Source organism: Allobosea sp. OAE752 (assembly GCF_050433265.1).
Classification (GTDB): domain Bacteria; phylum Pseudomonadota; class Alphaproteobacteria; order Rhizobiales; family Beijerinckiaceae; genus Allobosea; species Allobosea spartocytisi.
Window position 1 is genome coordinate 177786 of sequence record NZ_JBNPXO010000003.1, and the last position, 25716, is coordinate 203501.

A 25716-nucleotide genomic window follows, 5' to 3' on the forward strand; every position below is an offset into this window, starting at 1 on the left:
ACCGGTTTCCCGTGTGGAGAAGGGCGGGCCAGCCGTCACCGGGCAGGGCGCGGCCGCCCTGTCGCCACCTCGCTCGTCGGCGGCGCTCTCCCGTCCTGCCCTCCCCGCCGATCGCGGGCTTGTCCGGGACCGGCAAGCGAAGCGTCGAACGCGGCGACGGTCGGCTTCGCTGCGGGAGCGGGTTGCCCGCGCTTCACCGCGAAAGGACGCGCATCATCGCCGCCCGCGCCGCCGGGCGTGGGCGTTGAGAGATGAGGGGCAACGGAGCGCCGCGAGGCGCGGTTGGGTATCGGGCCGCTTCCGTTGAGCCAGGAAACGGCGCGGAAGGATTGAGCCACCATCCGCACGCCCCGTGGCGCTCCGCTTGCCGGCGTTCTTAAGTCTCCGGGCCGCGCTTATAAGGTCTGGGGCTCCTCGGGCCCGACGCCTCGCGGATCAGCTCGGCTCATCGCCTCGTCATCCGCTCCGCATCGGGGCCTGGACACCCCGAACCGTCCAGCGAGCTCCTCGCACAGGGACCGTATTATCCCCAGGGCGGTGCCCCGAAGCCTCCCGGGAGTGGGTCGTAACCCCACCCGCAGGCGCCGCCCCCGCCCCGCCAACGGCATACCTCCGGATGGCTGCCCCTCGGGGACGAGGTGGGGTGAGGATAGGCGCGGGGTGCGAGGGCGGGGATAAGTTTTCTGGATGCCAACAGTTAGCTACAAAGAATCGCGTGTTGAACTTTGGCTGTGGCTTGAATTGGCACGTTCGGAATGATCATCTAGTCCCAACGATGGTAAACTTCGGGGCGCAGTGACAGACTATCTCGATAAGATCTGGGGGCTGTTGAAGCTGTCGGGCTGGCAGCTGGTCATGGTCAGCTGTGCAAGCTTCCTTGGGCTTTGGCTTTTCGGGCCTGTTTTCGGACCGATTGTCTCTGCAGGTCTGGCGATCGCTGGAGTTTTCGCGGGAGCGCTAGCAGCCGCCGCCTTGATAACATGGTTTGCGTCACCGACCAGCTATCCAAATCGAAGCGTCGCTGCCCTCTGGAGCAAAAGAGCTGATCGCGAGCGGTTTCGTCGCCATATTCCCCTGCTGACTCAGGAGGAGAAGCAAATCCTCGGATATCTCCTGCACCATAGCCGCCGAACCTTCGAAACGGATCTGAGCGGAGAACTGGCAAGTGGCCTGATTGCGCTTGGATTTGCCCGTTTTATCGGCGCCCCTAATCAGGCTTTCACCGCCAATAGGCGCCCGGTCGAAATTCCCGAACACATCTGGCAGCTGGTAGTCGAGAATAGGGCTCAGTTTCCCCACCAGCCGCGGCTTTCTCCAGGCGGCCGCGAAGTTTTTCCTTGGAAGCGCCATTGGGCTGCTGGCCATTAGTTCAACCACCACGGTATCGCTAGTGGGCTGCACATGAGCGACACATTTTGGACTGCGCTAATTGCTGCAGGCTCCGCCCTAACGGGTGTCCTTCTAACCGGCATATTTAACTATCTTACGGGCTCGCAGACGCGAATTTTCGCTGCCCGCCAATCTTGGGAAGAGAAGCTATTTGAACACCGGAGGGGTGCTTTGGCAGACGTGCTCTTGAAGAGCGAGCTCTGCCGGTCAGCTTGCTTCGCTGTTTGCTGGGCTCTGAGGCAGGGTAAACAGCTCCCCGACGTGGTGCCGCTCCAGAAGAAATACAACGAGGCGCAAGATGCCCTACGTCACGCTGTACTTTCTCAGATGCTGTTCCTGCCCGACCCGGTGATCAAGGCTCACGAGGCCAGGGTGAACCGGCAGGGGCAGAACAATAAGCTCGATGGCGCGCACTTCTGGACGGAGCAGCTAGCTGCTGAGAGCGATGGGAATCGCGAGATCCTGAAGCTGGCTCGGGAGGCACTTAAGCCCCACCATCTGCCGTCGCCGAGGGAGCCGGGCCGACAGTGGTGGCATAGGAGACCAAAAACTTAGTCTGTGGCCATTTGATCGTTAGCTCGTTGCCGTTTGAAAGTTCGCACTGCACCAAGCCCCGCTTGACTCCCTCCCCCTCCCATCCTACCCCCATCGACGGGACACGCCCCCCCAACGGGGCGCGCCCATCTGTAAGGATGGAGACATCGATGGCGAATACCGCACCTAGCACGCGCCCGCGCGTGCCTAATTTCTCGTCCGGCCCCTGCGCCAAGCGCCCCGGCTGGGCCCTCAAGAACCTCTCCGACGCCCCGCTCGGCCGCTCGCACCGCGCCAAGATCGGCAAGGACAAGCTCAAAGCCGCGATCGACCTCACCCGCGAGGTGCTGCAGGTTCCCGCCGATTACCGCATCGGCATCGTGCCGGCCTCCGATACCGGCGCCGTCGAGATGGCGCTCTGGTCCTTGTTGGGCGCCCGCGGCGTCGACATGGTGAGCTGGGAAAGCTTCGGCGCCGGCTGGGTCACCGATGTCGTCAAGCAGCTCAAGCTCGCCGATGTCCGCACCTTCGACGCCCCCTATGGCGAATTGCCGAACCTCAAGAAGGTCGACACGAAGAACCGCGACGTCGTCTTCACCTGGAACGGCACCACCTCGGGCGTGCGCGTCGTCGACGCGAGCTGGATCGCTGACGATCGCGAGGGGCTGACCATCTGCGACGCCACCTCCGCCGCCTTCGCCCAGCGCCTCGACTGGCAAAAACTCGATGTCGTCACCTTCTCCTGGCAGAAGGTGCTCGGCGGCGAGGCCGCGCATGGCATGATCGTGCTCTCGCCCCGCGCGGTCGAGCGGCTGCTGACCTACAAGCCGGCCTGGCCGCTGCCGAAGATCTTCCGCATGACCTCCGGCGGCAAGCTGATCGAGGGCATCTTCTCCGGCGAGACCATCAACACCCCCTCCATGCTCGCGGTCGAGGATTATCTCGACGCGCTGAACTGGGCGAAGAAGGTCGGCGGGCTCGACGGGCTGGTGAAGCGCGCCGACGGCAATGCCCGCGTCATCGCCAAGTTCGTGCGCGAGAACGACTGGATCGACTTCCTGGCCGTGAAGCCGAAGACACGCTCCAACACGAGCGTGTGCCTGAAGTTCACCGACCCGGCGGTCACCGCCCTGCCGGCGGATGCGCAGGCGGCCTTCGCCAAGCAGGTCGTCTCGATCATCGAGAAGGCCGGCGCCGGCTACGATCTCGGCCATTACCGCGACGCCCCTCCCGGCCTGCGCATCTGGTGCGGCGCGACCGTACAGTCGCGCGACGTCAAGGCGCTGCTGCCCTGGATCGAATACGCCTTCGCCGAGGCCAAGGCGGCGTTGGGCAAGAAGGCGGCGTAACAAGCTGCCGCCATGGTCGGGCTTGACCCGACCATCTCTTTCCAGAAGAGGCGCCGCCCTGCGCCTCCGCGTCCCGAGATGGCCGGGTCAAGCCCGGCCATGACGCTCTCCTCCTCTTTACGCGCCGAACGCTCCCCGTGCAGCGCGGCGCCAGCCGGAGCCTCCCATGCCCGCACCAAAGGTCCTGATTTCCGACGCCCTCTCCCCCGCCGCCGTCCAGATCTTCAAGGATCGCGGCATCGACGTGACCTTCGATCCCAACCTCGGCAAGGACAAGGACAAGCTCGCCGCGATCATCGGCGACTATGACGGCCTCGCCATCCGCTCGGCCACCAAGGCGACCGCCAAGCTGCTGGAGCAGGCCAAGAACCTGAAGGTCATCGGCCGCGCCGGCATCGGCGTCGACAATGTCGAGATCCCCGCCGCGACGGCCCGCGGCATCATCGTGATGAACACGCCCTTCGGCAATTCGATCACCACCGCCGAGCACGCCATCGCCATGATGTTCGCGCTCGCCCGCCAGATTCCGGCGGCCGACACTTCCACCCAGGCCGGCAAATGGGAGAAGAACCGCTTCATGGGCGTCGAGATCACGGCCAAGACGCTGGGCCTGATCGGCGCCGGCAATATCGGCTCGATCGTCGCCGAGCGCGCCGTCGGCCTCAAGATGCGCGTCATCGCCTATGATCCCTATCTCTCGCCGGAACGCGCGGTGGCGCTCGGCGTCGAGAAGGTCGAGCTCGACGACCTCCTGAAGCGCGCGGACTTCATCACGCTGCACGTGCCGATGACCGAGAAGACGAAGAACATCCTCTCGGCCGAGAACCTCGCCAGGACGAAGAAGGGCGTGCGGATCATCAACTGCGCCCGCGGCGGCCTCGTCGATGAGCAGGCGCTGGCGGACCTGATCAAGTCCGGCCATGTCGCCGGTGCCGCCTTCGACGTGTTCTCGCAGGAGCCGGCTGAATCGAACCCGCTCTTCGGGCTGGAAAACGTCGTCTGCACGCCGCATCTCGGCGCCAGCACCAACGAGGCGCAGGAGAATGTCGCCCTGCAGGTCGCCGAGCAGATGAGCGACTACCTGCTCAAGGGCGCCATCACCAACGCGGTCAACTTCCCCTCGATCTCGGCGGAAGAAGCCCCGCGCATCAAGCCCTTCGTCGATCTCGCCGAAAAGCTCGGCTCCTTCCTCGGCCAGCTCACCGAGGCACCGGTCAAGGGCATCCGCATCGAGTATGAGGGCGCGGTCGCGAGCCTGAACCTCAAGGCGATCTCGGCCGCCGCCATCACCGGCGTGCTCAGGCCCTTCCTGCCCGAGATCAACATGGTCAACGCCGCACTGATCGCCAAGGAGAAGGGCATCGTCGTCGAGGAGCTGACCCGCGACGTCGCCGGCAACCTCGAAAGCGTCATCCGCATCGTCGTCGATGCCGAGGACATGCCGCGCCATGCCTCCGGCACCGTCTTCCATGACGGCAAGCCGCGCATCGTCGAGATCCGCGACATCGCCGTCGACGCCGAGTTCGCGCCACACATGCTCTATGTCCGCAACGCCGACAAGCCCGGCTTCATCGGCGCTTTCGGCTCGCTGCTCGGCGGCGCCGGCGTCAATGTCGCGACCTTCGCGCTCGGCCGCGACAAGCCGGGCGGCGACGCGATCTGCTATGTCGCGGTGGACGAGCCCATCTCGGATGAGCTACTGGCCAAGATCCACGAGATCCCCATGGTCAAGCGCGCCAGGCGCCTGAGGTTTTAACATCTTGATCAATCCGCTGAAGGCTCTCGTCGCCGCGCCCGCCGGGGCGATGGAGCCGATCCGCTTCGAGGTCCGCCGCGACGAGGCGGCGGGCCTCTGGTACGCCATGGATGTGGGCGAGCTCGGCATCGTCACCGAGGCCGACACGCTCGATGCCCTGCGCGAGCGGGTGAAGCAGCTCCTGCCGGAATGTTTCGGCATCGAGAACTGCCCTGTGGAGCTCGAACTCTGCGACAGCGAGAATAACGGACCGGCCTGACGCACCGCCGTAACCCCGCCGTAATGTCCATTCTCTCTGATGCGGACATCACGAGGAAACGTCCATGCCTGCCCGCCTTCGCCTTGCCGCCGCCCTCGCTTTCGTCGGCCTGGCCATTCCACCCGCCTTCGCCGATTGGGATCGGCCCAGCCTCGACAAGGGCATCGCCAAGCTCGAGCGCCGCACTGAGGGCCGGCTCGGCGTCGCGCTGATCGACCTGAAGGACCACAAGCTCTGGTCCTGGCGCGGAGCCGAGACCTTCCCGATGCAGAGCGTCTTCAAGCTGCCGCTGGCGGTCGCGGTGTTGCAGCAGGTCGAGGCGGGGAAGTTCAAGCTCGACCAGCCGATCACCATCACCCGCAAGGATTTGTCGCTCTTCAACAGCCCCATCGCCCGGCAATTCAAGGGCGAGAGCGCGACCTACCCGGTGCGGGACTTGATCCGCCTTGCCGCCGGCCAGAGCGACAACACGGCCGCCGACCGGCTGATGCGCGAGATCGGCGGCCCGCAGGTGGTGACGAAGATGCTGCGCGACGGTGGCATCGAGAACATGTCGGTCGACCGCTACGAGCGCCAGTTCCAGCCGGAGATCTACGGGCTCAAGGGCTTCGGCTGGAACGAGGTCGTCGACGAGCAGCGCTTCCGCGCCGATCTGCGCGCCCTGAACCCCGAATTGCGCATCGCGGCGCTGGCCGCCGCTCTGAAGGACAAGCGCGACGCCGCGACGCCGGAGGCGAGCGCGCGCTTCCTCGAGGGCTTCGCCGAAGGCAACTGGCTGCGCAACCCCGCGCACACCGCCTTCCTGACCAAGGTCATCAGCGAATCGAAGATCGGCACCGGCCGCATCAAGGCCGGGCTGCCGCCGGGCTCCGTCCTCGCTCATCGCACCGGGCTCGGCCTGACCACGGACGGCATCAACCACGCCACCAACGACATCGGCATCGCGACGCTGCCGGACGGGCGGCGCTTCGTCATCGTCACCTATCTTGCCGGCTCGCGCGCCGATGCCCCGAAGCGGGAAGCCGCACTCGCCGAGGCGGCGCGGCTGGCGGTTTCAGCCTTGCGTTGAGAACCGCTGTTTTTGGCGAGCCCGCGCTTGTATCGCCGGAGATTCTCTCTCATTCTCAATAACGAGGGAGAGGCTGACATGTCTGACGCAGTCTTCAAGGGCGGCAGGTCGGAGTTTATGTCGTTTCCGGGCAGTGCCTGCCTCAACGACAATACAATACTCGGCATGTGGTACTGGGATGTAAAACAGGATCGGCTCTACGCCGATGCACAATTCGCCGCGCTGTTTTCTGTCGATCCCGAGGAAGCGATCCGCGGCGCGCCGGTCGATGCCTATGTCAACGGCATCCATTCCGGGGATCGCGAGCGGGTCGCGCGGGAAGTCGCGCACTGCACGAGGGCCGGCATCGATTTCAGCAGCCAATACCGCGTCTCGACGGCCGAAGGCGAGCGGCTCATTGCGGCGTTCGCACGCTGCCACCGCATGGCGGATGGCAGCGCCACGCATTATGTCGGGATCGCGCTCGACATCACGGAGACGGTCGGCACGGAGACGCCGACCGCAAACGTCGCCGACCATGTCATGCAGGCTTACCGCGTCGCGAAGGACGCTGGCGACGAGGAACTCAAAAGCGAGCTGAAGAACCTGCTGGTGCGGATCGGCAGGCGCCTGTCGCGGGAAGCCAGCCCCATGGACGCCCGCTGAAAGGCCGCGCGGCGGCTTGAGCCTTGTCGAGCGAGATGGACACCGGCTCGCGTGAAGAAAATCCGATCAAACAAGGAGATGGAGCGTTTTCGCAGAAAGGCGGAAATGCTCTATCGCCCCAGCCGCTCGGCGATGAAGATGCCGCCGAGCACCAGCGCGAGCGCGACCGCATGGTAGAGGCCGAAAGGCTCGCCGATGATCGCCACGGCGAGAATCGGCGCGAAGACCGGCACGAGATTGACGAAGACGCCGGCCCGGCCGGGCCCGATCAGCTCGACCGCGCGCAGGAAGGCGAGCTGCGACAGGAGCGAGGGGCCGATCACGACGAAAGCGAGGATGAGCCAGCCCTTCGGCGTCGGCGCGTAGTACTGGCCGAGCGCGATCTCGGCCGCGAGCAGCGGCAGCGAGATCACGCAGGCGAAGCAGGCGACCGCGGTGAAGAAGACCAGCCCCGGCATCGGAGGCCGATTGCGCACGGCGACCGTGTAGCCCGCGTAGAACACACAGGCGAGGATCATGAACAGGTCTCCTGCCGCGAAGCGCAGGCCGGTCAGGACATGGAAATCGCCCCGGCTCGCCGTGACCGCGACACCGATCAGCGTCACCGCGACGCCGAGCGCCTGCATCAGGCCGATCCGCGTGCGATAGGCCAGGAAGGCGCCGATCAGCACGAAGATCGGGATCGAGCCCTGAAGAATGCCGATATTGATCGCCGAGGTCGAATAGGCAGCGAGATACATCAGCATGTTGAACATGGTGAAACCGCCCATGCCGAGCAGGGCGATGAACCCCCAGCGCGCCCGCAGCGCCGGCCAATGGACGCGGAGCTGGTCGCGCAGCAGCCAGGGCAAGACCGCGCAGACCGCGATCCACCGGAACGAGGTCAGCGCCATGGGCGAGATGTTGCCGACGGCGAGCCGGCTCGCCACGGCGTTGCCGGCCCACATCAGCGTCGTCAGGATCATCAGAAGATAGGCATTCGCCCAGGCCCGATGCAGCCATGTCTGGGAGGGGTACACGTTTCGGCCCTGTCGCGAGGAAGGAGCTTTGCATAACCTTGCGCAACCCGCCCCTCCTATGAGATTGCGCGCACACCTGCCCGTCGCCCGATGCATCCCTCGGAACCCTGCCCATGATCCAGACCGGCCACCGTCCCCTCCGCCTGCTCTTCGTCGAAGGCAATACGCGCGAGCATCGCGAGGAGCATGTCGCCGGCTATGGCGCGACCCCGGCCGAGGCCTATGCGGCCGAAATCGCCGCGATCGCCCCCGGCATCGTCTCGGATATCTGCCTGCCGGCGGATGAGGGCGCCAATCTGCCGGATGCCGCAGGGCTGGAATCCTATGACGGCATTTTCCTCACCGGCTCGGCCCTGCACATCTACAAGATCGAGCCGGCCGTGACCCGGCAGATCGAACTGATGCGCGCGATCTATGCCAGCGGCACGCCCAGCTTCGGCTCCTGCTGGGGCATCCAGATGGGCGCGGTCGCGGCCGGCGGCACCGTCACCGCCAATCCGAACGGGCGCGAGGTCGGCTTCGCCCGGCGCATCGCGCCGACCGAGATCGGCCGCGGCCACGCGCTGCTGGCCGGCCGCCCCGCCGCCTTCGACGCCCCGGCGATCCATCTCGACAGCGTCGCCCTGCCGCCGCATGGCACGACGATCCTCGCCTCGAACGCCATCAGCCAGGTCCAGGCCGCCGAGATCAAGCATAATGGCGGCACCTTCTGGGGCGTGCAGTATCACCCCGAATTCCCGCTGAAACAGGTCGCCTCCATCCTCGGCCGCATGGTGCCGCTGCTGATCGAGGAAGGCTTCCGCAAGGACGAGGCCACCGCGAAGGATTGGCTCGCGGACCTCGAGACGCTCGACGCCGACCCCGCCCGCCAGGACCTCGCCTGGGCCCATGGCCTCGACCGCGAGGTGCTGGACGCCGAGCGCCGCGTCACGGAGCTGCGCAATTTCCTCGACCGTCGCGTCAAGCCGCATGCGAGCGAACGCGGCCGGGCGTGAGGCCGGTTAGCGGAACCGCTGGAAAGCCCAGAAGCCGAGAGCGGCCAAGCCCAGCAACCAGATCAGGACGATGATCGCAGCCCCGACGGCGCTGCGCGGTCGGCCCGCGCGCTCATCGGCCTGCCCTCGAAACTCGCTCATGAGCTCGGCCGGGATGAGGCGGACCGCCAGAGCGATCCCGGCGGGCACGATGAGCAGATCGTCCAGATAGCCCAGGACCGGAATGAAATCCGGGATGAGGTCGATCGGACTGAGGGCGTAAGCGGCGACCGCGGCAGCGACGGCTTTCGCGATCAACGGCGTCCGCGGATCGCGCGCGGCAATCCAAAGAGCGACGGCGTCACGCTTGACCCGTCCTGCCCATTGCGTGATCCGTTTCAGCATGGGCGCGGCTTCTCATGAACCGGAGGCGTCCGCAACGGGCGGGAAGCCGAAACCGGTGTTATTGGAAGCGGCGATGCCACACCCGGAGAAGCACCTGCCTGCAACGATCGGCGTTGAGCTGGTTGGTCGCCTGATCAAGGCCCAGTTTCCGCAATACGCGACGCTGGCACTGGAAGCCGTCCAGCCGGGAGGCTGGGACAATCGAACCTTTCGCCTTGGCCAGGAGCTGTCCATTCGCTTGCCGAGCGCAGAACGCTATGTCCCGCAGGTCGAAAAGGAGCACCGCTGGCTGCCGAGGCTGGCTCCGAACTTGCCCCTTCCGATCCCGGTTCCGTTGGCGATGGGCGCGCCAGGCGAAGGTTACCCTTGGCCCTGGTCGATCTATCGATGGCTTCAAGGCGAGCCTGCAACGACCGGCGATATTGCCGACCTGCCTGCTTTGGCCCGATCATTGGGCTCCTTCCTGGCTGCATTGCACCGGATCGATGCCACCGGCGGACCTGCCGCCGGGAACCACAATTTTCATCGTGGCGGGCGCCTTGCCGTCTACGACTCGGAAACGCGGTCCGCTTTGACGGCCCTCACCGGACGGATTGACGCCGCCTCCGCCGCCGAGGTGTGGGAAACGGCGCTCTCGTCGGAATGGAGCGGCCAGCCGCTATGGGTTCACGGCGACATCGCCTCGGGCAATCTGCTCGTCAAGGACGGAGCCCTTTGTGCGGTCATTGATTTCGGAAGCTCGGCTGTAGGCGACCCCGCCTGCGATCTCGTGATGGCCTGGACAGAGTTCTCCGGAGACAGCCGCGCTGCGTTCCGCGCCGAACTCGCGCTTGACGACAACACCTGGAGTCGTGCTCGCGGATGGGCCTTGTGGAAGGCCCTCATCACCATCGCAAGCGCCGGTCAGGATGCTCGCTCGATTGAAAAAGCCGGGAGGATCGTCACCGAGGTCATCGCGGACCACCGCCGGTCGTCCGGGACGTAGTGCTGATTTCGGACCGAGCGCCGACCTGCCTTGGCACTCCCGCACATCCGCAAACCCTTGCAGAAAACCCGCGCCGTCCGGCACAGTTCGCCGGAACCGTTCCGCACGAAGCACCGTTGCTCTGCTGCCCATGCTGGCGAAACTGGGGACACACGCGCGAGACCACGATGAGACTTTCAGGCGGCTGCAATTGCGGACAGGTCCGCTACGAACTCGACGGCGAGCCGATCCGCGTCGGCATCTGCCATTGCGAAACCTGCCGGAAGGGCTCCGGCTCGGCCTTCTCCTTCTTCGGAATCTGGCCCCGGGCCGGCGCGACGCTCTCCGGCGAGCTCGGCTGCTGGCAGAGCCGGGCGGGCGGCGAGCGCTTCTGCCCGCGATGCGGCTCGCCGCTGTTCTGCTGGGCGGAAGGTTCGGACGAGATCGAGATCAAGCTCGGCACCCTGGACAGCCCGCCGAGCGCGCTCGTGCCCGCCTATGAGCTCTGGACCATCCGCCGGGAGCCATGGCTGGCGCCTCGGCAGGGCACCGAGCAGCACCGGCGCGACCGCGGGGACGCCGGCGCCTGACCCTTGAAGCGACCGGCGCGCATCCGCTGCGGGGGCAACCGTCACTGACGAGCCCTGAGGCTGACGTCTTGTCGCCACCGCCGGAAAGCGCTTCGCGGCCGGCCGACGCTCCTGCGAATGGAGGACGAGGCCATGGCCCAGCGGGCCTATCCGCAGTTAGGCTCGATTTCGCCTTGGGCGCGCCGGATTCGGCACCGTCTATCACGGCCTCGTGACTTTGATTTGGAGGGGGAAACTTCATGAAATACGGCCTCGCCGCCGCCCTCGTGATCGCGCCTGGCCTCGCCAGCGCCGCCGAGACGGAGCTTTCGAGCCGCATCGACCGCGTCACGGTCTATCCCGACGGCGCCATCGTCACCCGCCTGGGCAAGGCCGACCTGCTGCAGGGTGCCTCGCAGATCGTGCTGCGTGGCCTGCCGGCGACGATCGACCCGGCCTCCATCCGCATCGAGGGGAAAGGCGACGGCTCGTTCTCGGTCGGCGCCATCGATGTCCGCGTCACCCCGGGCGAGGCGAAGCCGGTGCTCGACAAGACCGTCGAGGACAAGCTCAAGGCGCTGCGCGACGAGAAGGGCGCGCATGAGGGCCGCATCGCCGCGATCGAAGCCCAGCGCGCCACCATCGAACGTTTCGCCCAGACCGGCCCCGACAAGCTCGGCCCGGACGGCAAGGCCCTGCCCGTCGCCGACTGGCCGACAGTGTTCGAGGCGATCGGCACCGCTTTGGTCAAGGTCCAGAACGATCTGCGCGGCGAGCGCGGCAAGCTCGCGGATGTCGAGGCCGAGATCGCCGCGCTCGAAAGCGCCCGCCCGCAAGGCAGCCGCCCCGGCGCGCCGAAGCGCGACGTCGCCATCGCGGTCGAGGCCCCGCAGCCGGTCGCGGCCGAGTTCACGGTCAGCTATCGCGTCAGCGGCGCGCAATGGGTGCCCGCCTACGAGGCGCGATTGACGACCACGACGGCGAAGCCGGAACTGGCGCTGACCCGCCGCGCCGAGATCCGCCAGCGCACCGGCGAGGACTGGGGCGACGTCGCGCTGACCCTGTCGACGACGCGCTCGGCCGGCGGCACCGGCGCGCCCGATCTCCAGCCGATGCAGATCGCGTTCTTCGAGCCGCCGGCGATCTATGAAAGCCGTTTGCGCAAGGTTGCGCCTGCGCCGATGGCCGCCGCTCGCGCAAAGGCGGAGGCCGAGGCTCTGGCCGAGCAGGCAGAGGCAAAGGCCGCGTCGCAACGCGCCGCAGCGCCGCCCACACCGGCGGAAGTCCAGACCGCCCGGATCGAAGCCGGTCCTTACCAGGCGAGCTTCCAGGTGCCCGGCCGCGCCACCATTCCGCAGGACGGCACGGTGAAGACGGTCGTGCTCACGCAGCGCAAGGCCGAGCCGACGCTGTCGGCCCGCAGCGTGCCGGAGCTGGAACAGAAGGCCTTCCTCGAAGCCGCCTTCAATCATGACGAGGAAGCCCCGCTCCTGCCGGGCAAGGTCGCGCTGCATCGCGACGGCACTTATGTCGGCACGGGCCGGATCGGGCTCGTCGCGCCGGGTGACGAGGTCGCGCTCGGCTTCGGCGCCGACGACCGGATCAAGGTCAGCTTCGCCCCGGTGAAGCGCCGCGAGAACGAGCCGCGCTGGCTCAACCAGACCCGCACCGACCAGCGCGAGTTCCGCACGGTGGTGAAGAGCCTGCATGCTCAAGCCGTCAAGGTCACCGTGCTGCAGCGCACCCCCTATTCCGAGAACAGCGCGATCACGGTCGAGACGATCGCGGCCCAGAGCACGCCACCGACCGAGAAGCAGGTCGGCGACAAGCGCGGCGTCTCCTCCTGGACCTTCGATCTCGCACCGGGCGGCGAGAAGGAACTCCGGCTCGCCTACCGCATCAAATCGCCGGGCGACCGCGAGCTCTCCTATGACGAGCAGGCGCTGCCGCAGGCGACGGATTGAGGCCAGAGGCCAGCGCCACCGGCCCCGGAGCGCCTCGCTCCGGGGCGTGAAGGCACCTTGCATCGGCAACCGGAGCCGATCGCGCAAATGATCTGAAATAAAAGAATGCCCGAATCAGGAACCCATGGCGAGAGGCGGCGTTGTCTCTATCACCTGGGGAATTCATAGTTTGGAGTTTACTTTCATGCGCAATGTCGCCATCGCCATCATTTCTGCAACTGTTCTTTCGACCAGCGCCTATGCGCAAACGGCTACCAGCACGACGGCGGTGAAGGAAGTCTATGTCGCCGCCAAGCCGACCGACGTACTGAGCAGCAACCTGATCGGCCTCAATGTCCAGAACTCCGCCAAGGACAAGATCGGCGAGATCAAGGACATCGTCATGTCGAATGGCCAGGTCGCCGGCTACATCGTTTCCGCCGGCGGCTTCCTCGGCATGGGCGAGCACTATGTGATCGTCTCGCCGGCCGCCGTGAAGGTGAACTATTCCGAGAACGACAAGAAGTGGTCGGCCACGATGGAGACCACGAAGGACGCTCTCAAGGCCGCGCCGCAGTTCAAATATGAAGGCCGCTGGGCAAAGTAAGTCCTTGCCGTAAGTCGATGACGGCCCTGCTTCGGCGGGGCCGTTTTCATGTTAGCGGCCCTCTCGGGTCGATAGGCCCGGACGCGCCGCCCCGTCGGGGAGCTAAAGCGCCATTTCCAGCTCGCGCTTGCGGCCGAGATCGTTCATCCAGGTCCGGAATTTCGGCTGCGCCGCGATCTGGTGCGCATAATGCCGGCCCAGGGCCTCGGTCAGCCGGCCATGGCGGCCGAGCTGCTCGTCGGCGAAGCCGATCATCACCGAATTCGGCCAGGCCTGCGGCCGGATCTCGCGCAGACGAGCGAACAGCGCATCCTCGCCCTCATGCGGATCGGCCTGCGCCATCAGGGTCAGCATCGCCGCCGTCGAGCGCGAGATGCCCATATGGCAATGCACCAGCAGATGGCCGGCCTTCCGGCCCACCGCCGAGGCGCGCAAGCCCTCGCCGAAGCCGAGGATCTCCGCAACATGCCCCGGCGCCGGCATGATCCTGTCCGGGGCCGGATCGATGATGTCGTGGAAGCGCAGCGTCACCCGCTCATGCGTGCCATAGGCGCCGAAGGCCTCGATTTCGGCCCGGTCGGGATCGAGCACCGAGAGCACATGCGTGACCTCGCGGGCGCTGTTGCCCGGCAGTTCCTCGATGCCGCAGATGGTCAGGGTCGAGATGGCGAGGGTTTTCATGGCATCATTCCGCATACCGTCATGGTCGGGCTCGTCCCGACCATCCACGTCTTTAGCCCGCATCGCTCACCAAGGGGAGCCAAAGACGTGGATGCCCGCCACAAGGGCGGGCATGACAGTTCCCGTGCAGGCGCCCCGTTACTCGGCCGCGACGGCCCGCAGGCCCTGGCCGAGCTCCTGGTCGACGAGGCCGACCCAGTAGCGCACGCCGGCCGGGATGATCGCGTCGTTGAAGTCGTAGAGCGGCGTGTGCAGGCCGACGAAGGAGCCGTCGGGATTGACGCCGTTGCCGATGCGCATGAAGGCGCCGGGCCGCACCAGCATCATCTCGGCGAAGTCCTCGCCGCCCGTGCCGGGGCGGAGCTGGCCGTTGACATGCTCAGCGCCGGCGGCCTGCGTCGCCGCGGCGACCGCAACGCGAACCTGCTCGGCCTCGTTGACCAGCGGGCTGGTGCCGCGGTGATAATACGGCTCCGCTTGGCAGCCCCAGGCCTGCGCCGTGGCCAGAGCGAGCTCGGCGATGCGCCGCTCCACCGTGTCGCGGACCTCCTGCGAATAGGTGCGGGCCGTGCCGCCGATGACGAGCTCGGAGGGGATCACGTTCGAGGCGTTGACGTCGCCGCCATGGATGTAACCGACGCTGATCACGGCGGTGTCCAGCGGGGCGACATTGCGGCCGACGATGCCCTGAAGGCCGAGCACGAAATGCGCCTGCGCATAGGTGATGTCGGTCGAGCGATGCGGCTGCGAGCCGCCATGGCCGCCGAGGCCGCGGAAGGTCACCTTCCAGCTATCCGCCGCCGCCAGGAACGGGCCGACGGTGGTGCCGAAGCTGCCGGTCGGCATGCCCGGCGTGTTGTGCAGCCCGTAGATCGCGTCGCAGGGGAAGCGGTCGAAGAGACCGTCGGCCAGCATGGCGTTGGCGCCGCCGCGGCCTTCCTCGGCCGGCTGGAAGATCAGGTTGACGGTGCCGGCGAAATCCCGGTTCTCGGCGAGATAGCGCGCCGCCGCGAGCAGCATGGTGGTGTGCCCGTCATGGCCGCAGGCATGCATCCGGCCGTGATTCTTCGAGGAATAGGGGAGATTGGTCGTCTCCTCCAGCGCCAGGCAGTCCATATCGGCGCGCAGGCCGATGGCGCGCTCGCCCGGCTGCTTGCCGCGGATGACCCCGACGACGCCGGTCTGGCCGACCTTCTCGGTGACCTCGATGCCCCATTCGCGCAAGCTGTCGGCGACGAGCTTGGCGGTGCGCTGCTCTTCCAGGCCGAGTTCGGGATGGGCGTGGATGTCGCGGCGGATCGCCGTGAACGCGGCATGGTGCTGGCCGAGCCAGTCGTCGAGCTTGGTCATATTGCTGTTCTTCCCCTTCTGCGGCCCGCGCCGGCAAGCACGATTCCTGCCACGCGCCGACGATGCCCCTTTGCCCTTACGCGCGATTGCGGCAGCATTACTGCGCAGATCCTGCAGATCCGCCATGCTCCGGCTGTTTACCATGGATCCGCCCCCCATTTTGCACCTGTCCGGGCCGCTCAAGTTCCCATCCTGAGGAGCAGCCGTAGCGGCGTCTCGAAGGATGCCGCAGATCGCTCCGGAGCCTCCCGGACCATCCTTCGAGACGCCATTCCCATGGCAATGGCTCCTCAGGATAAGGGCTGGGGGTCCTCAAACAGACCTACGCAAAACTTGACCTTCGCGCCGTGTTGGCCCATGAGGGCTTGCAAGGACCTGCCCCGAAACCCCGGCCTTGCGCCGGGGTTTTGCATTTGCGCGGGCCGCTTGCGTGAGGCAACGCGGAACAAGCAGGGACACCTCGCTCATGGCGAATGTTGTGGTGGTCGGCGCCCAGTGGGGCGACGAGGGCAAGGGCAAGATCGTCGACTGGCTCTCCAGCCAGGCCGATGTCGTCGTCAGGTTCCAGGGCGGCCATAATGCCGGCCATACGCTCGTCATCGATGGCGTCGTCTACAAGCTTTCGCTTCTGCCTTCGGGCATCGTGCGCCCCGGCAAGCTCTCGGTCATCGGCAACGGCGTCGTCGTCGATCCCTGGCACCTCGTCGAGGAGATCGGGAAGCTGCGCGCGCAGGGCGTCGCGATCACCCCTGACAACCTGCGCATCGCCGACAACGCCACGCTGATCCTGCCGCTGCATCGCGAGCTCGACCATTTCCGCGAGACCTCGAATGCCGGCATGAAGATCGGCACGACCAAGCGCGGCATCGGCCCGGCCTATGAGGACAAGGTCGGCCGCCGCGCCATCCGCGTCATCGATCTCAAGGACGAGGCCCTGCTCGAAGCCAAGATCGAGCGCCTGCTCGCCCATCACAACGCGCTGCGCCGCGGTCTCGGCATCGCCGAGGTCGACGGCCGCGAACTGCTCGGCCAGCTCAAGGCGATCGCGCCAGAAATCCTGCCCTATGCCGACACCGTCTGGGCGCTGCTCGATGCGCAGCGCCGCGCCGGCAAGCGCATCCTGTTCGAGGGCGCGCAGGGCGCGCTGCTCGACGTCGACCACGGCACCTACCCCTTCGTCACCTCCTCGAACATCGTCGCCGGCCAGGCCGCGACCGGCTCTGGGATGGGCCCCTCCGCCGTCGGCTATGTGCTGGGCATTGCCAAGGCCTACACCACCCGCGTCGGCGAAGGCCCCTTCCCGACCGAACTCTTCGACGAGATCGGCGAATTGATCGGCCAGAAGGGCAAGGAATTCGGCGTCGTCACCGGCCGCAAACGCCGCTGCGGCTGGTTCGATGCCTGCCTCGTGCGCCAGACAGTCAAGACCTCCGGCATCGACGGCATCGCGCTGACCAAGCTCGACATCCTCGACGGCTTCAAGGAGATCAAGGTCTGCGTCGGCTACAAGCTCGACGGCCAGATCATCGAGCACCTGCCTGCCGGCCAGAGCGACCAGGCCCGCGTCGAGCCGGTCTATGAGACGATCGAAGGCTGGGAAGGCTCGACCGCCAACGCCCGCTCCTGGGCCGATCTGCCGGCCCAGGCGATCAAATATGTCCGCCGCATCGAGGAACTGATCGGCGCCACCGTCGCCGTGCTGTCGACCAGCCCGGAACGCGACGACACCATCCTCGTTCATAATCCGTTCGAGGGTTGACGCGGCTCGTCATCAGCGACAAGTGAGGCCAATGGCCGATTTCTACCCGATCCTGGCACGCGCCGTCGCCGGGCTGCCCGACAACTCACCCGAGGCGCGCCGCGCCATCTTCGACCGGGCGCGGGCAGCCCTCGTCGCGCAGTTGCGCGGTCTCGATCCGCCGCTGAGCGAGGCCGAGATCATGCGCGAGCGCCTGACGCTCGACGAGGCCGTCGCCCGGATCGAGGCCGAATACAGCGAGGCGCCGCTGCCGCCCGCTCGCGGCCCGGTGATTCGCCCCCAGGAGCCGGCGGCGAAGCCTCCGCGCCCGCCCGAGCCGAAGCAGCAGCCCGAATTCGCCCCCCTGCCGCCCGCCGAGGGCCAGGAATTCGGCGAGCCCCTGCCCGAGCCGGCCGAGAGCCAGCCGGCCCGCCCGCGCATCATGCCGCCGCGCGAGTCCCGGGTGAAGCCCGGCCACATCCGCACCGGCGTGGTCGGCGTGGTCGTCGCCGTCGCGGTGGCCGCCATCGCCGGCACCGCGATCTATGTCCACAAGCTCAAGCCGCAGGACGCGACGCATCCCGGCGCGGAAACCGCGGCCCGGCAGCAGCCGGCCCAGCCGGAAAATGCCGGCAAGATCGGCGACCGCGTCGGCGACGCCAATGCGCCGGCGCAGGGCCGCCCCAACAATGCGGGCGGCAACAACGCGGCCGGCACGCCGGTGCAGCAGCCGGGCGGCGAGATCGCCGTCGCCCAGCGCGCCATCCTCTATGTCGAGAACCCGGACAACCCCCAGCAGCCGCGCACCGTCAATGGCCGCGTCTTCTGGCGGCTCGACAGCGAGAGCGCTGGCCAGGGCCGGCCCGTCGAAACCATCGTGCGCGCCACCATCGAAATCCCGGAAGCGGGCGTCAATCTCGATTTCACCATCCGGCGCAACACCGATTCGGCCTTCCCCGCCTCGCACATCGTCGGCATGCGCTTCACCGCCACCGGCGACCCGGCGACGCAGGGGATCAAGGAAGTCGGCGTACCGCAGTTCAAGACCGCGGAAGGCGAGCGCGGCGCGCCGCTCTCGGCGATCAACTCGGCGCTCGGCGACAATCTCTTCGTCGCGGCCCTGTCCAATGTTCCGGTCGAGGTCGAACGCAACACCGATCTCATCCTGAACCGGAGCTGGATCGACCTGCCCGTGCTGTTCACCTCCGGTCGCCGCGGCATCATCACTTTCGAGAAGGGCGTCTCGGGCGCCCAGACGCTGGGCGACGCCTTCGGCCGCTGGCAGTAGCCCCTTCCTTCCGGCTCCGGAGACGCCCGGTCTCCACAAGGAGAGAGGCACCCGCGCCTCTATTTCCGGGACGGCCGCCCGGCCCCGCTCGCCACCAGCGCGCCGATGACGATGAGCGCGCAGGAGGCCGCCAGCAGCCAGCTCGCCTGCGCATAGCCGAACAGCACCAGCACCAGCGTCGAGAGCACCGGGGCGGCGTAGGAGGCGACGCCGAGCAGCGCGACATCGCCCTGCTTCATGCCGATGTCCCAGACGACGAAGGCGAGCCCGATCGAGCCGAGCCCGAGGCCGAGAACACCGGCCCACTCCACCCCCGTGAGCGACCACAGCGTCGTCTCGAAGGCGGAATGGCAGAGGAGAGCCGGCACGGCGCAACCCAGCATGGTGACGCAGAGGCTTTCCGACGGCACGTCGGCGAAGCGGCGCGAGACCACCGAATAGCTCGCCCAGACGAAGGCGCCGAGCGCGGCCAGCACATGGCCGAAAGCGAGCCCGCCGCCGCTGCCGAGGCCGCCGGAAACGAGGAGCCCGGTCGCGACGAGCCCGATGAAGGCGCCGACGAGATGGCGAGTCTTCAGCCCGCCGCCGGGCAGGAGCGCGGCGAAGAGCACGATCAGCAGCGGCCAGAGATAATGGATCAGGTTCGCTTCCGCCGGCGGCGCCGTCTTCACCGCGGCATAGTAGAGCGCGCTGTCGCCGAACGGACCGTAGAGGCCCAGTGCGAAGGAGGCCGGCGTCGGCCTGATCCGGCTGAGCTCGCCGCGCAGCGCCGTGATGGCGAGGATCAGCAGGCCGCCGATGACGAAGGTCATGGCGACGAGCTGGAACGGAGGCACCCGCCCCGACATCGCGGTGAACAGCGCGAGCGTCGACCAGAGCAGGATGGCGCAGAAGCCGATGAGAGTGGCGGTGCGGGAGGTCATGACGAAAAGCCGGGCTCGAAACAGGGCGGCGATAGCAGGTTTCGCCGGGCTTGCCGATGGGCCGGCGCCAGTTTGTCCGGCAGCCCCCGGCATCATGCTGCATTGCACCTCAGCACGGCAGCCATGGGCGCCATGTTCCGGAAACCGTTGACCGCGACGCCGGCTCGCATCATGCCTCATTCATGACCACGATCCCGATAGAAGGCGTCGTCCGCCGCCCGTTGATGCCGGTTCTGGCGGCGCTCAGCGTCGCCCATCTGCTGAACGACCTTGTCCAGTCGATGATCCCGGCGCTGTATCCTCTGATCAAGGATGCCTATCGGCTCGACTTCATGCAGATCGGCTTCATCACGCTCGCCTTCCAGGTGACGTCGTCGCTGCTGCAGCCGCTGCTCGGCTATGTCACCGACCGCAGGCCCTGGCCCTATGCGATGGTCGCCGGAATGTGCTCGACGCTGACCGGGCTGCTGCTGCTCTCCTTCGCCCACAGCTATGCCGTCGTGCTGCTGGCGGCCGGGCTGATCGGCCTCGGCTCGGCGGTGTTCCACCCGGAAGCGACGCGCATGGCGCGTCACGCCGCCGCGGGGCGGCAGGGGCTGGCGCAGGGCGTGTTCCAGGTCGGCGGCCATGTCGGTTACGCCATCGGCCCGCTGCTGGCGGCGATGGTGGTGGTGCCGCGCGGGCAGGAGAGCCTGTCCTGGTTCTCGCTGGTCGTGCTGCTGGCGATGGGGCTGATGGGCTGGATCGGCGCGCGCTATGCGGCGATGCGGCGCGAGCAGACATCGTCCAAGGAGCATGTCGAGGAGACCGCGAGCCACGGCCTGCCGCGCGGGCGCATCATCCTGGCCATGACCGTACTGGTCGTGCTGCTGATCTCGAAGAACGGCTACACGGCCGCCTTCACCTCCTACTACACCTTCTACCTGATCACGCGCTTCGGCGTGGAGGTGCAGCTCTCGCAGATCATGCTGTTCCTCTATCTCGTGGTCGGCGCCATCGGCGTCATCCTCGGCGGCATGATCGGCGACCGGATCGGCCGCGACCGGGTGATCTGGCTGTCGATCCTGGGTTCGCTGCCCTTCGCGCTCGCGCTGCCCTACGCGGATTTGTTCTGGACGGGCGTGCTCAGCATCGTCGTCAGCTTCATCATGGCGAGCGCCTTCTCGGCGATCCTGATCTACGCCATCGATCTGGTACCGCACCGCATCGGCCTCGTCGGCGGTCTGTTCTACGGCCTGTCCTTCGGGCTCGGCGGCGTCGCCGCGGCGGCGCTCGGCGCGCTCGCCGACCAGGTCGGCATCATCCAGGTCTTCAAGCTCTGCGCCTGGCTGCCGGCACTGGGGCTCCTGACCTTCCTGCTGCCGAGGGGAGCGCGGAAGGCCTGAACGTCCATCGGAAGCGCTCCGGCATGGATTCCCGGTCAGGCCCGGGATGACTGCGTGGCTCCATCGTACTCTAGATCGCCGCCAAGCGGACGACCTCGCCGTCTTCCTTTGTGAACGAGTCGGGGCGGCGTTCCAGAAGCTCGAGCACGACTTCGGAAGGGCGCGCCAGCTTCACGCCCTTCGGCGTAACGACGATCGGGCGGTTCACCAGGATGGGCAGGGCGACCATCGCGTCCAGAATCCGATCCTCGGAGATTCCCGGATCGAGCAGGCCGAGCTCGGCAGCCGGCGTGCCTTTCTCGCGCAGGATGTCGCGCGGCGGTGCCGCCATCGCGTCGAGCAATTGCCGGAGCTGCGCCAGAGTCCAACCCGTGTCGAGATAATGGACAACCGTCGGTTCGTAGCCGGCGGCGCGGATCATCGCGAGCGCATTGCGCGAGGTGCCGCAGGCGGGATTGTGGAAGATGGTGATCGGAAAGCCGGCAGTCATGGCGCCGCATTCTCCTGAAGAAGCCAGTGGAAGACCATCGAGGCTGCCGCGGCACCCGCCAGCTGCACCGCAAGGAAAACCGGCACGGAGCCAGGAGCGATCCCCGCGAAGCTGTCGGACAGGCTGCGCGCCAGCGTGACGGCGGGGTTGGCGAAAGAGGTCGAGGCCGTGAACCAGTAAGCCGACACGATGTAGAGGCCGACGATCGACGGCACGGCCTGCGGCCTCAAGCGCGCTGCCCCGCAAATGGCGGCGATGAGGCCGAAAGTGGCCACGAATTCCGACAAGGCCTGGCCCGGACCGTCGCGCAGCTTGCCCGAAACCTGCAGAAGCGGCTCGGCAAACATGGCATGGGCGAGCCAGACGCCGAGAACGGCGCCGATGAGCTGCGTTGCGACATAGGCGCAAGCCACCCTCCGGGGCAGTTCGCGCCGAAGCGTCGCGACCAGGGTGACGGCCGGGTTGAAATGCGCGCCCGACACCGGGCCGAAGATGGTGATGAGCACGACCAGCCCTGCCCCGGTCGCCAGCGTATTGCCCATAAGCGCGATCGCGATGTTTCCGCCGGCCAGCCTTTCGCCCATGATGCCGGAGCCAATGACGATGGCGAGCAGGGCCATCGTTCCCAGCCCCTCCGCTGCCAGGCGGCGCGCCAGCGTCGCCTCCGCAAGGGGTCTGACCGCCGCGTGCATGGCGAAGTTACGCTGAGGCGGTGTCATGGGCGCAGCAAGCCGCTTGCGCGAATTTCTCGGCGAGCGGCCGGCAGATCTCGGGGGATCCGCCGCAGCAATCGTCGAGGAGATAACCGAGCAGCCGCGTCATCTCGTCATACCCGGCGGTATAGACGATCGAGCGGCCCTCCCGCCGCGCCGCGATCAGGCCGGCATGGCTGAGCACGGTCAGATTGGCTGAAAGGCTGCTGGGAGGTACGCCGAGGCGGCGCGCGATCTCGCCCGCGGCAATGCCGTCGGGGCCTGTCTGGACGAGCATGCGGAAGACCGCCAGGCGACCTTCATGAGCGAGCGCGGAAAGGCGCGTGACGGCATCTGTAATTTCCATAATTCCACGATATAGGAAATATGGAAATATACAAGTACGGAAGCGCAGCTTCTGCGGGCGGCCTCAGGCCTGGGAGCGCCCCGGGCATCTCTTGGCGGAAGAGCTCCCCCTCCGGTGCGAGATTCTCGGGTCACCGCCTTGCGGCGCCCGAGAACGACGGCGGATTGCCGGGCGGCTCACGCCATGTACTGGCCGCCATTGGCCGAGAGGGTCGAGCCGGTGATGAAGCCCGCATCCGGGCCGGCGAGGAACACGACCGCCCGGGCGATCTCCTCGGGCTCGCCGAGTCGCCCGACCGGGATATGCGGCAGGATCGACTTCTCAATCACGGCGGGATCGATCGCCTTGACCATTTCGGTGGCGATGTAGCCGGGGCAGATCGCGTTCACGGTGATGCCGGCGCGTGCGCCCTCCTGCGCCAGCGCCTTGACGAAGCCGATATCGCCGGCCTTGGCGGCGGAGTAGTTCACCTGACCCATCTGGCCCTTCTGGCCGTTGATGGAGGAGATGCAGATGACGCGACCGAATTTGCGGGCGCGCATGCCTTCCCAGACCGGGCGGGTCATGTTGAAGAGCGAGTTTAGGTTGGTGTTGATCACCGCGTCCCACTGATCCCTGGTCATCTTGTGGAACATGCCGTCGCGGGTGATGCCGGCATTGTTGACGAGGACGTCGACAGGCCCGAGCTCAGCCTCGACCTTGGCGATGCCGGCGACGCAGGACTCATAGTCGCCGACGTCCCATTTATAGACGGAAACGCCGGTCTCGGCCTTGAACTTGGCGGCCGCCTCGTCATTGCCGGCATAGCTGGCCGCGACCTTGTATCCGGCCTCTTTCAAGGCCTTGCAGATCGCCGCGCCGATCCCGCGCGTGCCCCCCGTCACCAGCGCCACCTTCGTCATAGCCATTCTCCCTCTTGTGAAGTCTTGCGCGGCTTGCCGCCGCTATTGTTCGGATAGCTTCAACGCGGGCGTGTAGGGCACGTCCACGTCCTTGGTGATGGCCTGTCCGCAGATGACGCGGCCTTGCGCGGCGTCGAAGGTGAGCGTCGGCTGGCCGTAGAGCGACCAGCCCTGGCTCAAGGCTTCGGTGACCCGATGACAGAACGCAGCGTCATCGGGCCCGGTGAGATAGCGGTAGAGCGTCGTGCGCTTCGCCATGAGCAGAGGCGCTTGTCTCAGCGCTCCACGGCCAAGGCGACGCCCATGCCGCCGCCGATGCAGAGCGTGGCGAGGCCCTTCTTGGCGTCGCGCTTGGCCATCTCGTGCAACAGCGTCACCAGCACGCGGGCGCCCGACGCGCCGATCGGGTGGCCGATCGCGATGGCGCCGCCATTGACGTTGACGATGTCAGGGTTCCAGCCGAGATCCTTGTTGACCGCGAGCGCCTGCGCGGCGAAGGCCTCGTTGGCCTCGACGAGATCGAGATCGGCGACCTTCCAGCCGGCCTTTTCCAGCGCCTTGCGGGTCGAGGGGATCGGGCCCGTGCCCATGATCGCCGGATCGACGCCGGCCGTCGCCCAGGAGGCGATGCGGGCGAGCGGGGTGAGGCCGCGGCGGGCCGCTTCCTTGGCCGTCATGATGACGAGGGCGGCGGCGCCGTCATTGAGGCCCGAGGCGTTGCCGGCGGTCACCGTGCCGTCCTTGGAGAAGGCGGGCTTGAGCTTGGCCATGGCTTCCAGCGTCGCGCCGTGGCGGGGATACTCGTCGCTGTCGACGACCACGTCGCCCTTGCGGGTCGAGATGGTGAAGGGAACGATCTCGTCCTTGAACCGGCCAGCCTTCTGGGCAGCCTCGGCCTTGTTCTGCGAACCCACGGCGAAGCGGTCCTGCTCCTCGCGGCTGATCTGGTACTTGGTCGCGACGTTCTCGGCCGTGGTGCCCATATGGTAGCCGTGGAAGGCGTCCCAGAGCCCGTCCTTGATCATGGTGTCGATGAATTTGGTGTCGCCCATCTTGGTGCCCGCGCGCAGATGCGAGGCATGCGGCGCCAGCGACATCGATTCCATGCCGCCGGCAACGATGATGTCGGCATCGCCATTGGCGATCTGCTGCAGGCCGATGGCGACCGTGCGCAGGCCCGAGCCGCAGAGCTGGTTGAGGCCCCAGGCGGTCTTCTCCTGCGGGATGCCGGCGGCCATCGCGGCCTGGCGGGCGGGGTTCTGGCCCTGGCCGGCGGCGAGCACCTGGCCCAGCACGACCTCGTCGACCTCGGCCGCCTCGACCTTGGCGCGCTTCAGCGCTTCCTTGATCGCGGCGGCGCCAAGATCATGGGCGGGAGTGTTGGCAAAAGCGCCGTTGAAGGCGCCTACCGCCGTGCGCGCTGCGCCGACGATCACGATGTCCGTATCTGCCATGGGGGAATTCCTTGCTGCTATTCTGATGTTGACCTGCCGCGCCGCTCCCGCCGGCGCAACCTTCGCCCACCTTCGAAGGCCGCCGTGACGCCGTCAAGTCAGCCCTACTGCCATATCCGGCGTTTGGCAGGGCCTCCCGGCTGTGGAGCGCGCGGTCGCGGCGGAGACATCGCCTCAATTCCGACCGGTTTTTGCGCCGCACGCTCAAAAAGCTTGCGGCGCAGCACCGAGAGGCTATCGTCACCGCAGGGAGAACGTTCCGCCAAACGGCGCCGGCACCGCCGGCACGGGGCGGATCAACGTCTAGCAGGACATGATGGCCAGCGAAAAAGAACCGACCGTCATCAAGAAATACGCCAATCGGCGCCTCTACCATACGGGTACGAGTTCCTACGTCACCTTGGAGGATCTGGCCGGGCTGGTGCGCGGCGGCGAGGATTTCGTCGTCTACGATGCCAAGTCGGGAGAGGACATCACCCGCTCGGTGCTGGCGCAGATCATCTTCGACGAGGAAGCCAAGGACGGTCAGAACCTGCTGCCGATCGCGTTCCTGCGTCAACTGATCCGCTTCTACGGCGACAGCATGCAGGCGCTGGTGCCGCGCTATCTCGAATTCTCGATGGAGAATTTCGCCCAGGAGCAGAGCAAATTCCGCGAGCAGATGAGCAAGGCTTTCGGCAGCCCGGCCTTCGGCGGCACCGCCTTCGGAGCGCCCGCGCTCGACGCCATCCAGGCGCAGACCCGCGCGAACATGCAGATCTTCACCGAGGCCTTCCGGATGTTCAATCCCTTCACCGCCGCGGCGGCCGCGAAGGCGAAGCAGGAAGCCGCGTCGGAGCCGGCCAAGGCCGACGATCTCGGCGATCTCAAGCGCGAGCTCACCGAAATGCGCGAGCGGCTGGACAAGCTTTCCCGCAGCAAGTGAGCCGAAGGCGGCGGGCGTTGCCCGCCGCAGCCCCGGCCT

At 66.9% G+C, this 25716-nt stretch carries 26 protein-coding genes; 15 read left to right on the forward strand and 11 right to left on the reverse strand.

Annotation, left to right across the window (positions count from 1 at the left end):
* Nucleotides 1-795 precede the first annotated feature (795 nt).
* The 6 genes from GGC47_RS10020 (at nt 796) to GGC47_RS10045 (ending at nt 7001) form a co-directional block, all read left to right on the forward strand.
* On the forward strand, nt 796-1368 hold the full coding sequence (locus GGC47_RS10020; protein WP_429067895.1) for a hypothetical protein: 573 nt from the start codon (nt 796-798) through the stop codon (nt 1366-1368).
* A 725-nt stretch (nt 1369-2093) separates the two neighbouring features.
* Nucleotides 2094-3272 carry a phosphoserine transaminase gene (locus GGC47_RS10025; RefSeq protein ID WP_429067898.1) on the forward strand — a complete coding sequence of 393 codons (1179 nt, stop codon included), beginning with the start codon at nt 2094-2096 and terminating at the stop codon, nt 3270-3272.
* 166 nt (nt 3273-3438) lie between these two features.
* Nucleotides 3439-5028: a phosphoglycerate dehydrogenase gene (gene serA, locus GGC47_RS10030; RefSeq protein WP_429067901.1), complete on the forward strand. Its 1590-nt coding sequence runs from the start codon at nt 3439-3441 to the stop codon at nt 5026-5028.
* A gap of 4 nt (nt 5029-5032) precedes the next feature.
* Nucleotides 5033-5287: a DUF1902 domain-containing protein gene (locus GGC47_RS10035; protein ID WP_038363897.1), complete on the forward strand. Its 255-nt coding sequence runs from the start codon at nt 5033-5035 to the stop codon at nt 5285-5287.
* 64 nt (nt 5288-5351) lie between these two features.
* Complete coding sequence (bla, locus tag GGC47_RS10040) at nt 5352-6356, forward strand: class A beta-lactamase (protein ID WP_142022003.1); 1005 nt, start codon at nt 5352-5354, stop codon at nt 6354-6356.
* A 78-nt stretch (nt 6357-6434) separates the two neighbouring features.
* Nucleotides 6435-7001 (forward strand): PAS domain-containing protein, encoded by a 567-nt coding sequence (locus GGC47_RS10045; RefSeq protein ID WP_081925445.1) that lies wholly within the window; start codon nt 6435-6437, stop codon nt 6999-7001.
* A 110-nt stretch (nt 7002-7111) separates the two neighbouring features.
* Here the strand turns inward: GGC47_RS10045 and GGC47_RS10050 are convergent, their stop codons facing one another.
* The gene (locus GGC47_RS10050) at nt 7112-8020 is read right to left on the reverse strand and encodes a DMT family transporter (protein WP_260368464.1); all 909 of its coding nucleotides are present in this window, start codon (nt 8018-8020) and stop codon (nt 7112-7114) included.
* A gap of 113 nt (nt 8021-8133) precedes the next feature.
* Here GGC47_RS10050 and GGC47_RS10055 point away from each other — a divergent pair, with 113 nt between their 5' ends.
* Nucleotides 8134-9015, forward strand: coding sequence for a type 1 glutamine amidotransferase (locus GGC47_RS10055; RefSeq protein WP_038363893.1), 882 nt, complete (start codon nt 8134-8136; stop codon nt 9013-9015).
* A 6-nt stretch (nt 9016-9021) separates the two neighbouring features.
* Here the strand turns inward: GGC47_RS10055 and GGC47_RS10060 are convergent, their stop codons facing one another.
* Nucleotides 9022-9399 (reverse strand): YkvA family protein, encoded by a 378-nt coding sequence (locus GGC47_RS10060; RefSeq protein ID WP_142022004.1) that lies wholly within the window; start codon nt 9397-9399, stop codon nt 9022-9024.
* Between the two features lie 73 nt (nt 9400-9472).
* On the opposite strand from GGC47_RS10060, the gene GGC47_RS10065 reads away from it, so the two are divergent.
* The 4 genes from GGC47_RS10065 (at nt 9473) to GGC47_RS10080 (ending at nt 13482) form a co-directional block, all read left to right on the forward strand.
* The gene (locus GGC47_RS10065; RefSeq protein WP_142022174.1) at nt 9473-10384 is read left to right on the forward strand and encodes an aminoglycoside phosphotransferase family protein; all 912 of its coding nucleotides are present in this window, start codon (nt 9473-9475) and stop codon (nt 10382-10384) included.
* Nucleotides 10385-10551: 167 nt separating this feature from the next.
* A complete protein-coding gene (locus tag GGC47_RS10070; RefSeq protein WP_142022005.1) occupies nt 10552-10953 on the forward strand; it encodes a GFA family protein in 402 nt (133 codons plus the stop codon).
* A gap of 239 nt (nt 10954-11192) precedes the next feature.
* Complete coding sequence (locus tag GGC47_RS10075) at nt 11193-12896, forward strand: mucoidy inhibitor MuiA family protein (protein ID WP_429067908.1); 1704 nt, start codon at nt 11193-11195, stop codon at nt 12894-12896.
* Between the two features lie 184 nt (nt 12897-13080).
* Entirely contained in the window at nt 13081-13482 is a 402-nt protein-coding gene (locus GGC47_RS10080; protein ID WP_112765253.1) for a PRC-barrel domain-containing protein, read from the forward strand.
* Nucleotides 13483-13584: 102 nt separating this feature from the next.
* Here GGC47_RS10080 and GGC47_RS10085 read toward each other — a convergent pair whose 3' ends face one another.
* Together GGC47_RS10085 and GGC47_RS10090 are read right to left on the reverse strand one after the other, a co-directional pair.
* A complete protein-coding gene (locus GGC47_RS10085; protein ID WP_429067911.1) occupies nt 13585-14163 on the reverse strand; it encodes a tyrosine phosphatase family protein in 579 nt (192 codons plus the stop codon).
* Between the two features lie 138 nt (nt 14164-14301).
* Nucleotides 14302-15513, reverse strand: coding sequence for a M20 aminoacylase family protein (locus tag GGC47_RS10090; protein WP_142022009.1), 1212 nt, complete (start codon nt 15511-15513; stop codon nt 14302-14304).
* 466 nt (nt 15514-15979) lie between these two features.
* On the opposite strand from GGC47_RS10090, the gene GGC47_RS10095 reads away from it, so the two are divergent.
* Together GGC47_RS10095 and GGC47_RS10100 are read left to right on the forward strand one after the other, a co-directional pair.
* Nucleotides 15980-17272: an adenylosuccinate synthase gene (locus tag GGC47_RS10095; protein WP_370954541.1), complete on the forward strand. Its 1293-nt coding sequence runs from the start codon at nt 15980-15982 to the stop codon at nt 17270-17272.
* Nucleotides 17273-17303: 31 nt separating this feature from the next.
* Complete coding sequence (locus tag GGC47_RS10100) at nt 17304-18539, forward strand: histidine kinase (protein ID WP_370954542.1); 1236 nt, start codon at nt 17304-17306, stop codon at nt 18537-18539.
* 59 nt (nt 18540-18598) lie between these two features.
* Here GGC47_RS10100 and yddG read toward each other — a convergent pair whose 3' ends face one another.
* Nucleotides 18599-19462 (reverse strand): aromatic amino acid exporter YddG, encoded by an 864-nt coding sequence (yddG, locus tag GGC47_RS10105; RefSeq protein WP_142022012.1) that lies wholly within the window; start codon nt 19460-19462, stop codon nt 18599-18601.
* Between the two features lie 182 nt (nt 19463-19644).
* Here yddG and GGC47_RS10110 point away from each other — a divergent pair, with 182 nt between their 5' ends.
* On the forward strand, nt 19645-20847 hold the full coding sequence (locus tag GGC47_RS10110; protein WP_142022013.1) for an MFS transporter: 1203 nt from the start codon (nt 19645-19647) through the stop codon (nt 20845-20847).
* A 70-nt stretch (nt 20848-20917) separates the two neighbouring features.
* Here the strand turns inward: GGC47_RS10110 and arsC are convergent, their stop codons facing one another.
* The 6 genes from arsC to GGC47_RS10140 form a co-directional block, all read right to left on the reverse strand.
* Nucleotides 20918-21337: an arsenate reductase (glutaredoxin) gene (arsC, locus tag GGC47_RS10115; protein WP_133564691.1), complete on the reverse strand. Its 420-nt coding sequence runs from the start codon at nt 21335-21337 to the stop codon at nt 20918-20920.
* Nucleotides 21334-22056 carry an aquaporin gene (locus GGC47_RS10120; protein WP_429067916.1) on the reverse strand — a complete coding sequence of 241 codons (723 nt, stop codon included), beginning with the start codon at nt 22054-22056 and terminating at the stop codon, nt 21334-21336. The genes arsC and GGC47_RS10120 overlap by 4 nt, the downstream gene beginning before the upstream one ends.
* Nucleotides 22037-22396 carry an ArsR/SmtB family transcription factor gene (locus GGC47_RS10125; RefSeq protein WP_112765246.1) on the reverse strand — a complete coding sequence of 120 codons (360 nt, stop codon included), beginning with the start codon at nt 22394-22396 and terminating at the stop codon, nt 22037-22039. The genes GGC47_RS10120 and GGC47_RS10125 overlap by 20 nt, the downstream gene beginning before the upstream one ends.
* Nucleotides 22397-22572: 176 nt before the next feature.
* The gene (gene phbB, locus GGC47_RS10130) at nt 22573-23298 is read right to left on the reverse strand and encodes a beta-ketoacyl-ACP reductase (protein ID WP_038363868.1); all 726 of its coding nucleotides are present in this window, start codon (nt 23296-23298) and stop codon (nt 22573-22575) included.
* Between the two features lie 42 nt (nt 23299-23340).
* A complete protein-coding gene (locus GGC47_RS10135) occupies nt 23341-23556 on the reverse strand; it encodes a DUF1737 domain-containing protein (protein ID WP_112765245.1) in 216 nt (71 codons plus the stop codon).
* A gap of 17 nt (nt 23557-23573) precedes the next feature.
* Nucleotides 23574-24752, reverse strand: a complete 1179-nt coding sequence (locus GGC47_RS10140; RefSeq protein WP_112765244.1) for an acetyl-CoA C-acetyltransferase — start codon at nt 24750-24752, stop codon at nt 23574-23576.
* A gap of 316 nt (nt 24753-25068) precedes the next feature.
* On the opposite strand from GGC47_RS10140, the gene phaR reads away from it, so the two are divergent.
* Complete coding sequence (gene phaR / locus GGC47_RS10145; RefSeq protein WP_112765267.1) at nt 25069-25677, forward strand: polyhydroxyalkanoate synthesis repressor PhaR; 609 nt, start codon at nt 25069-25071, stop codon at nt 25675-25677.
* Nucleotides 25678-25716 lie beyond the last annotated feature (39 nt).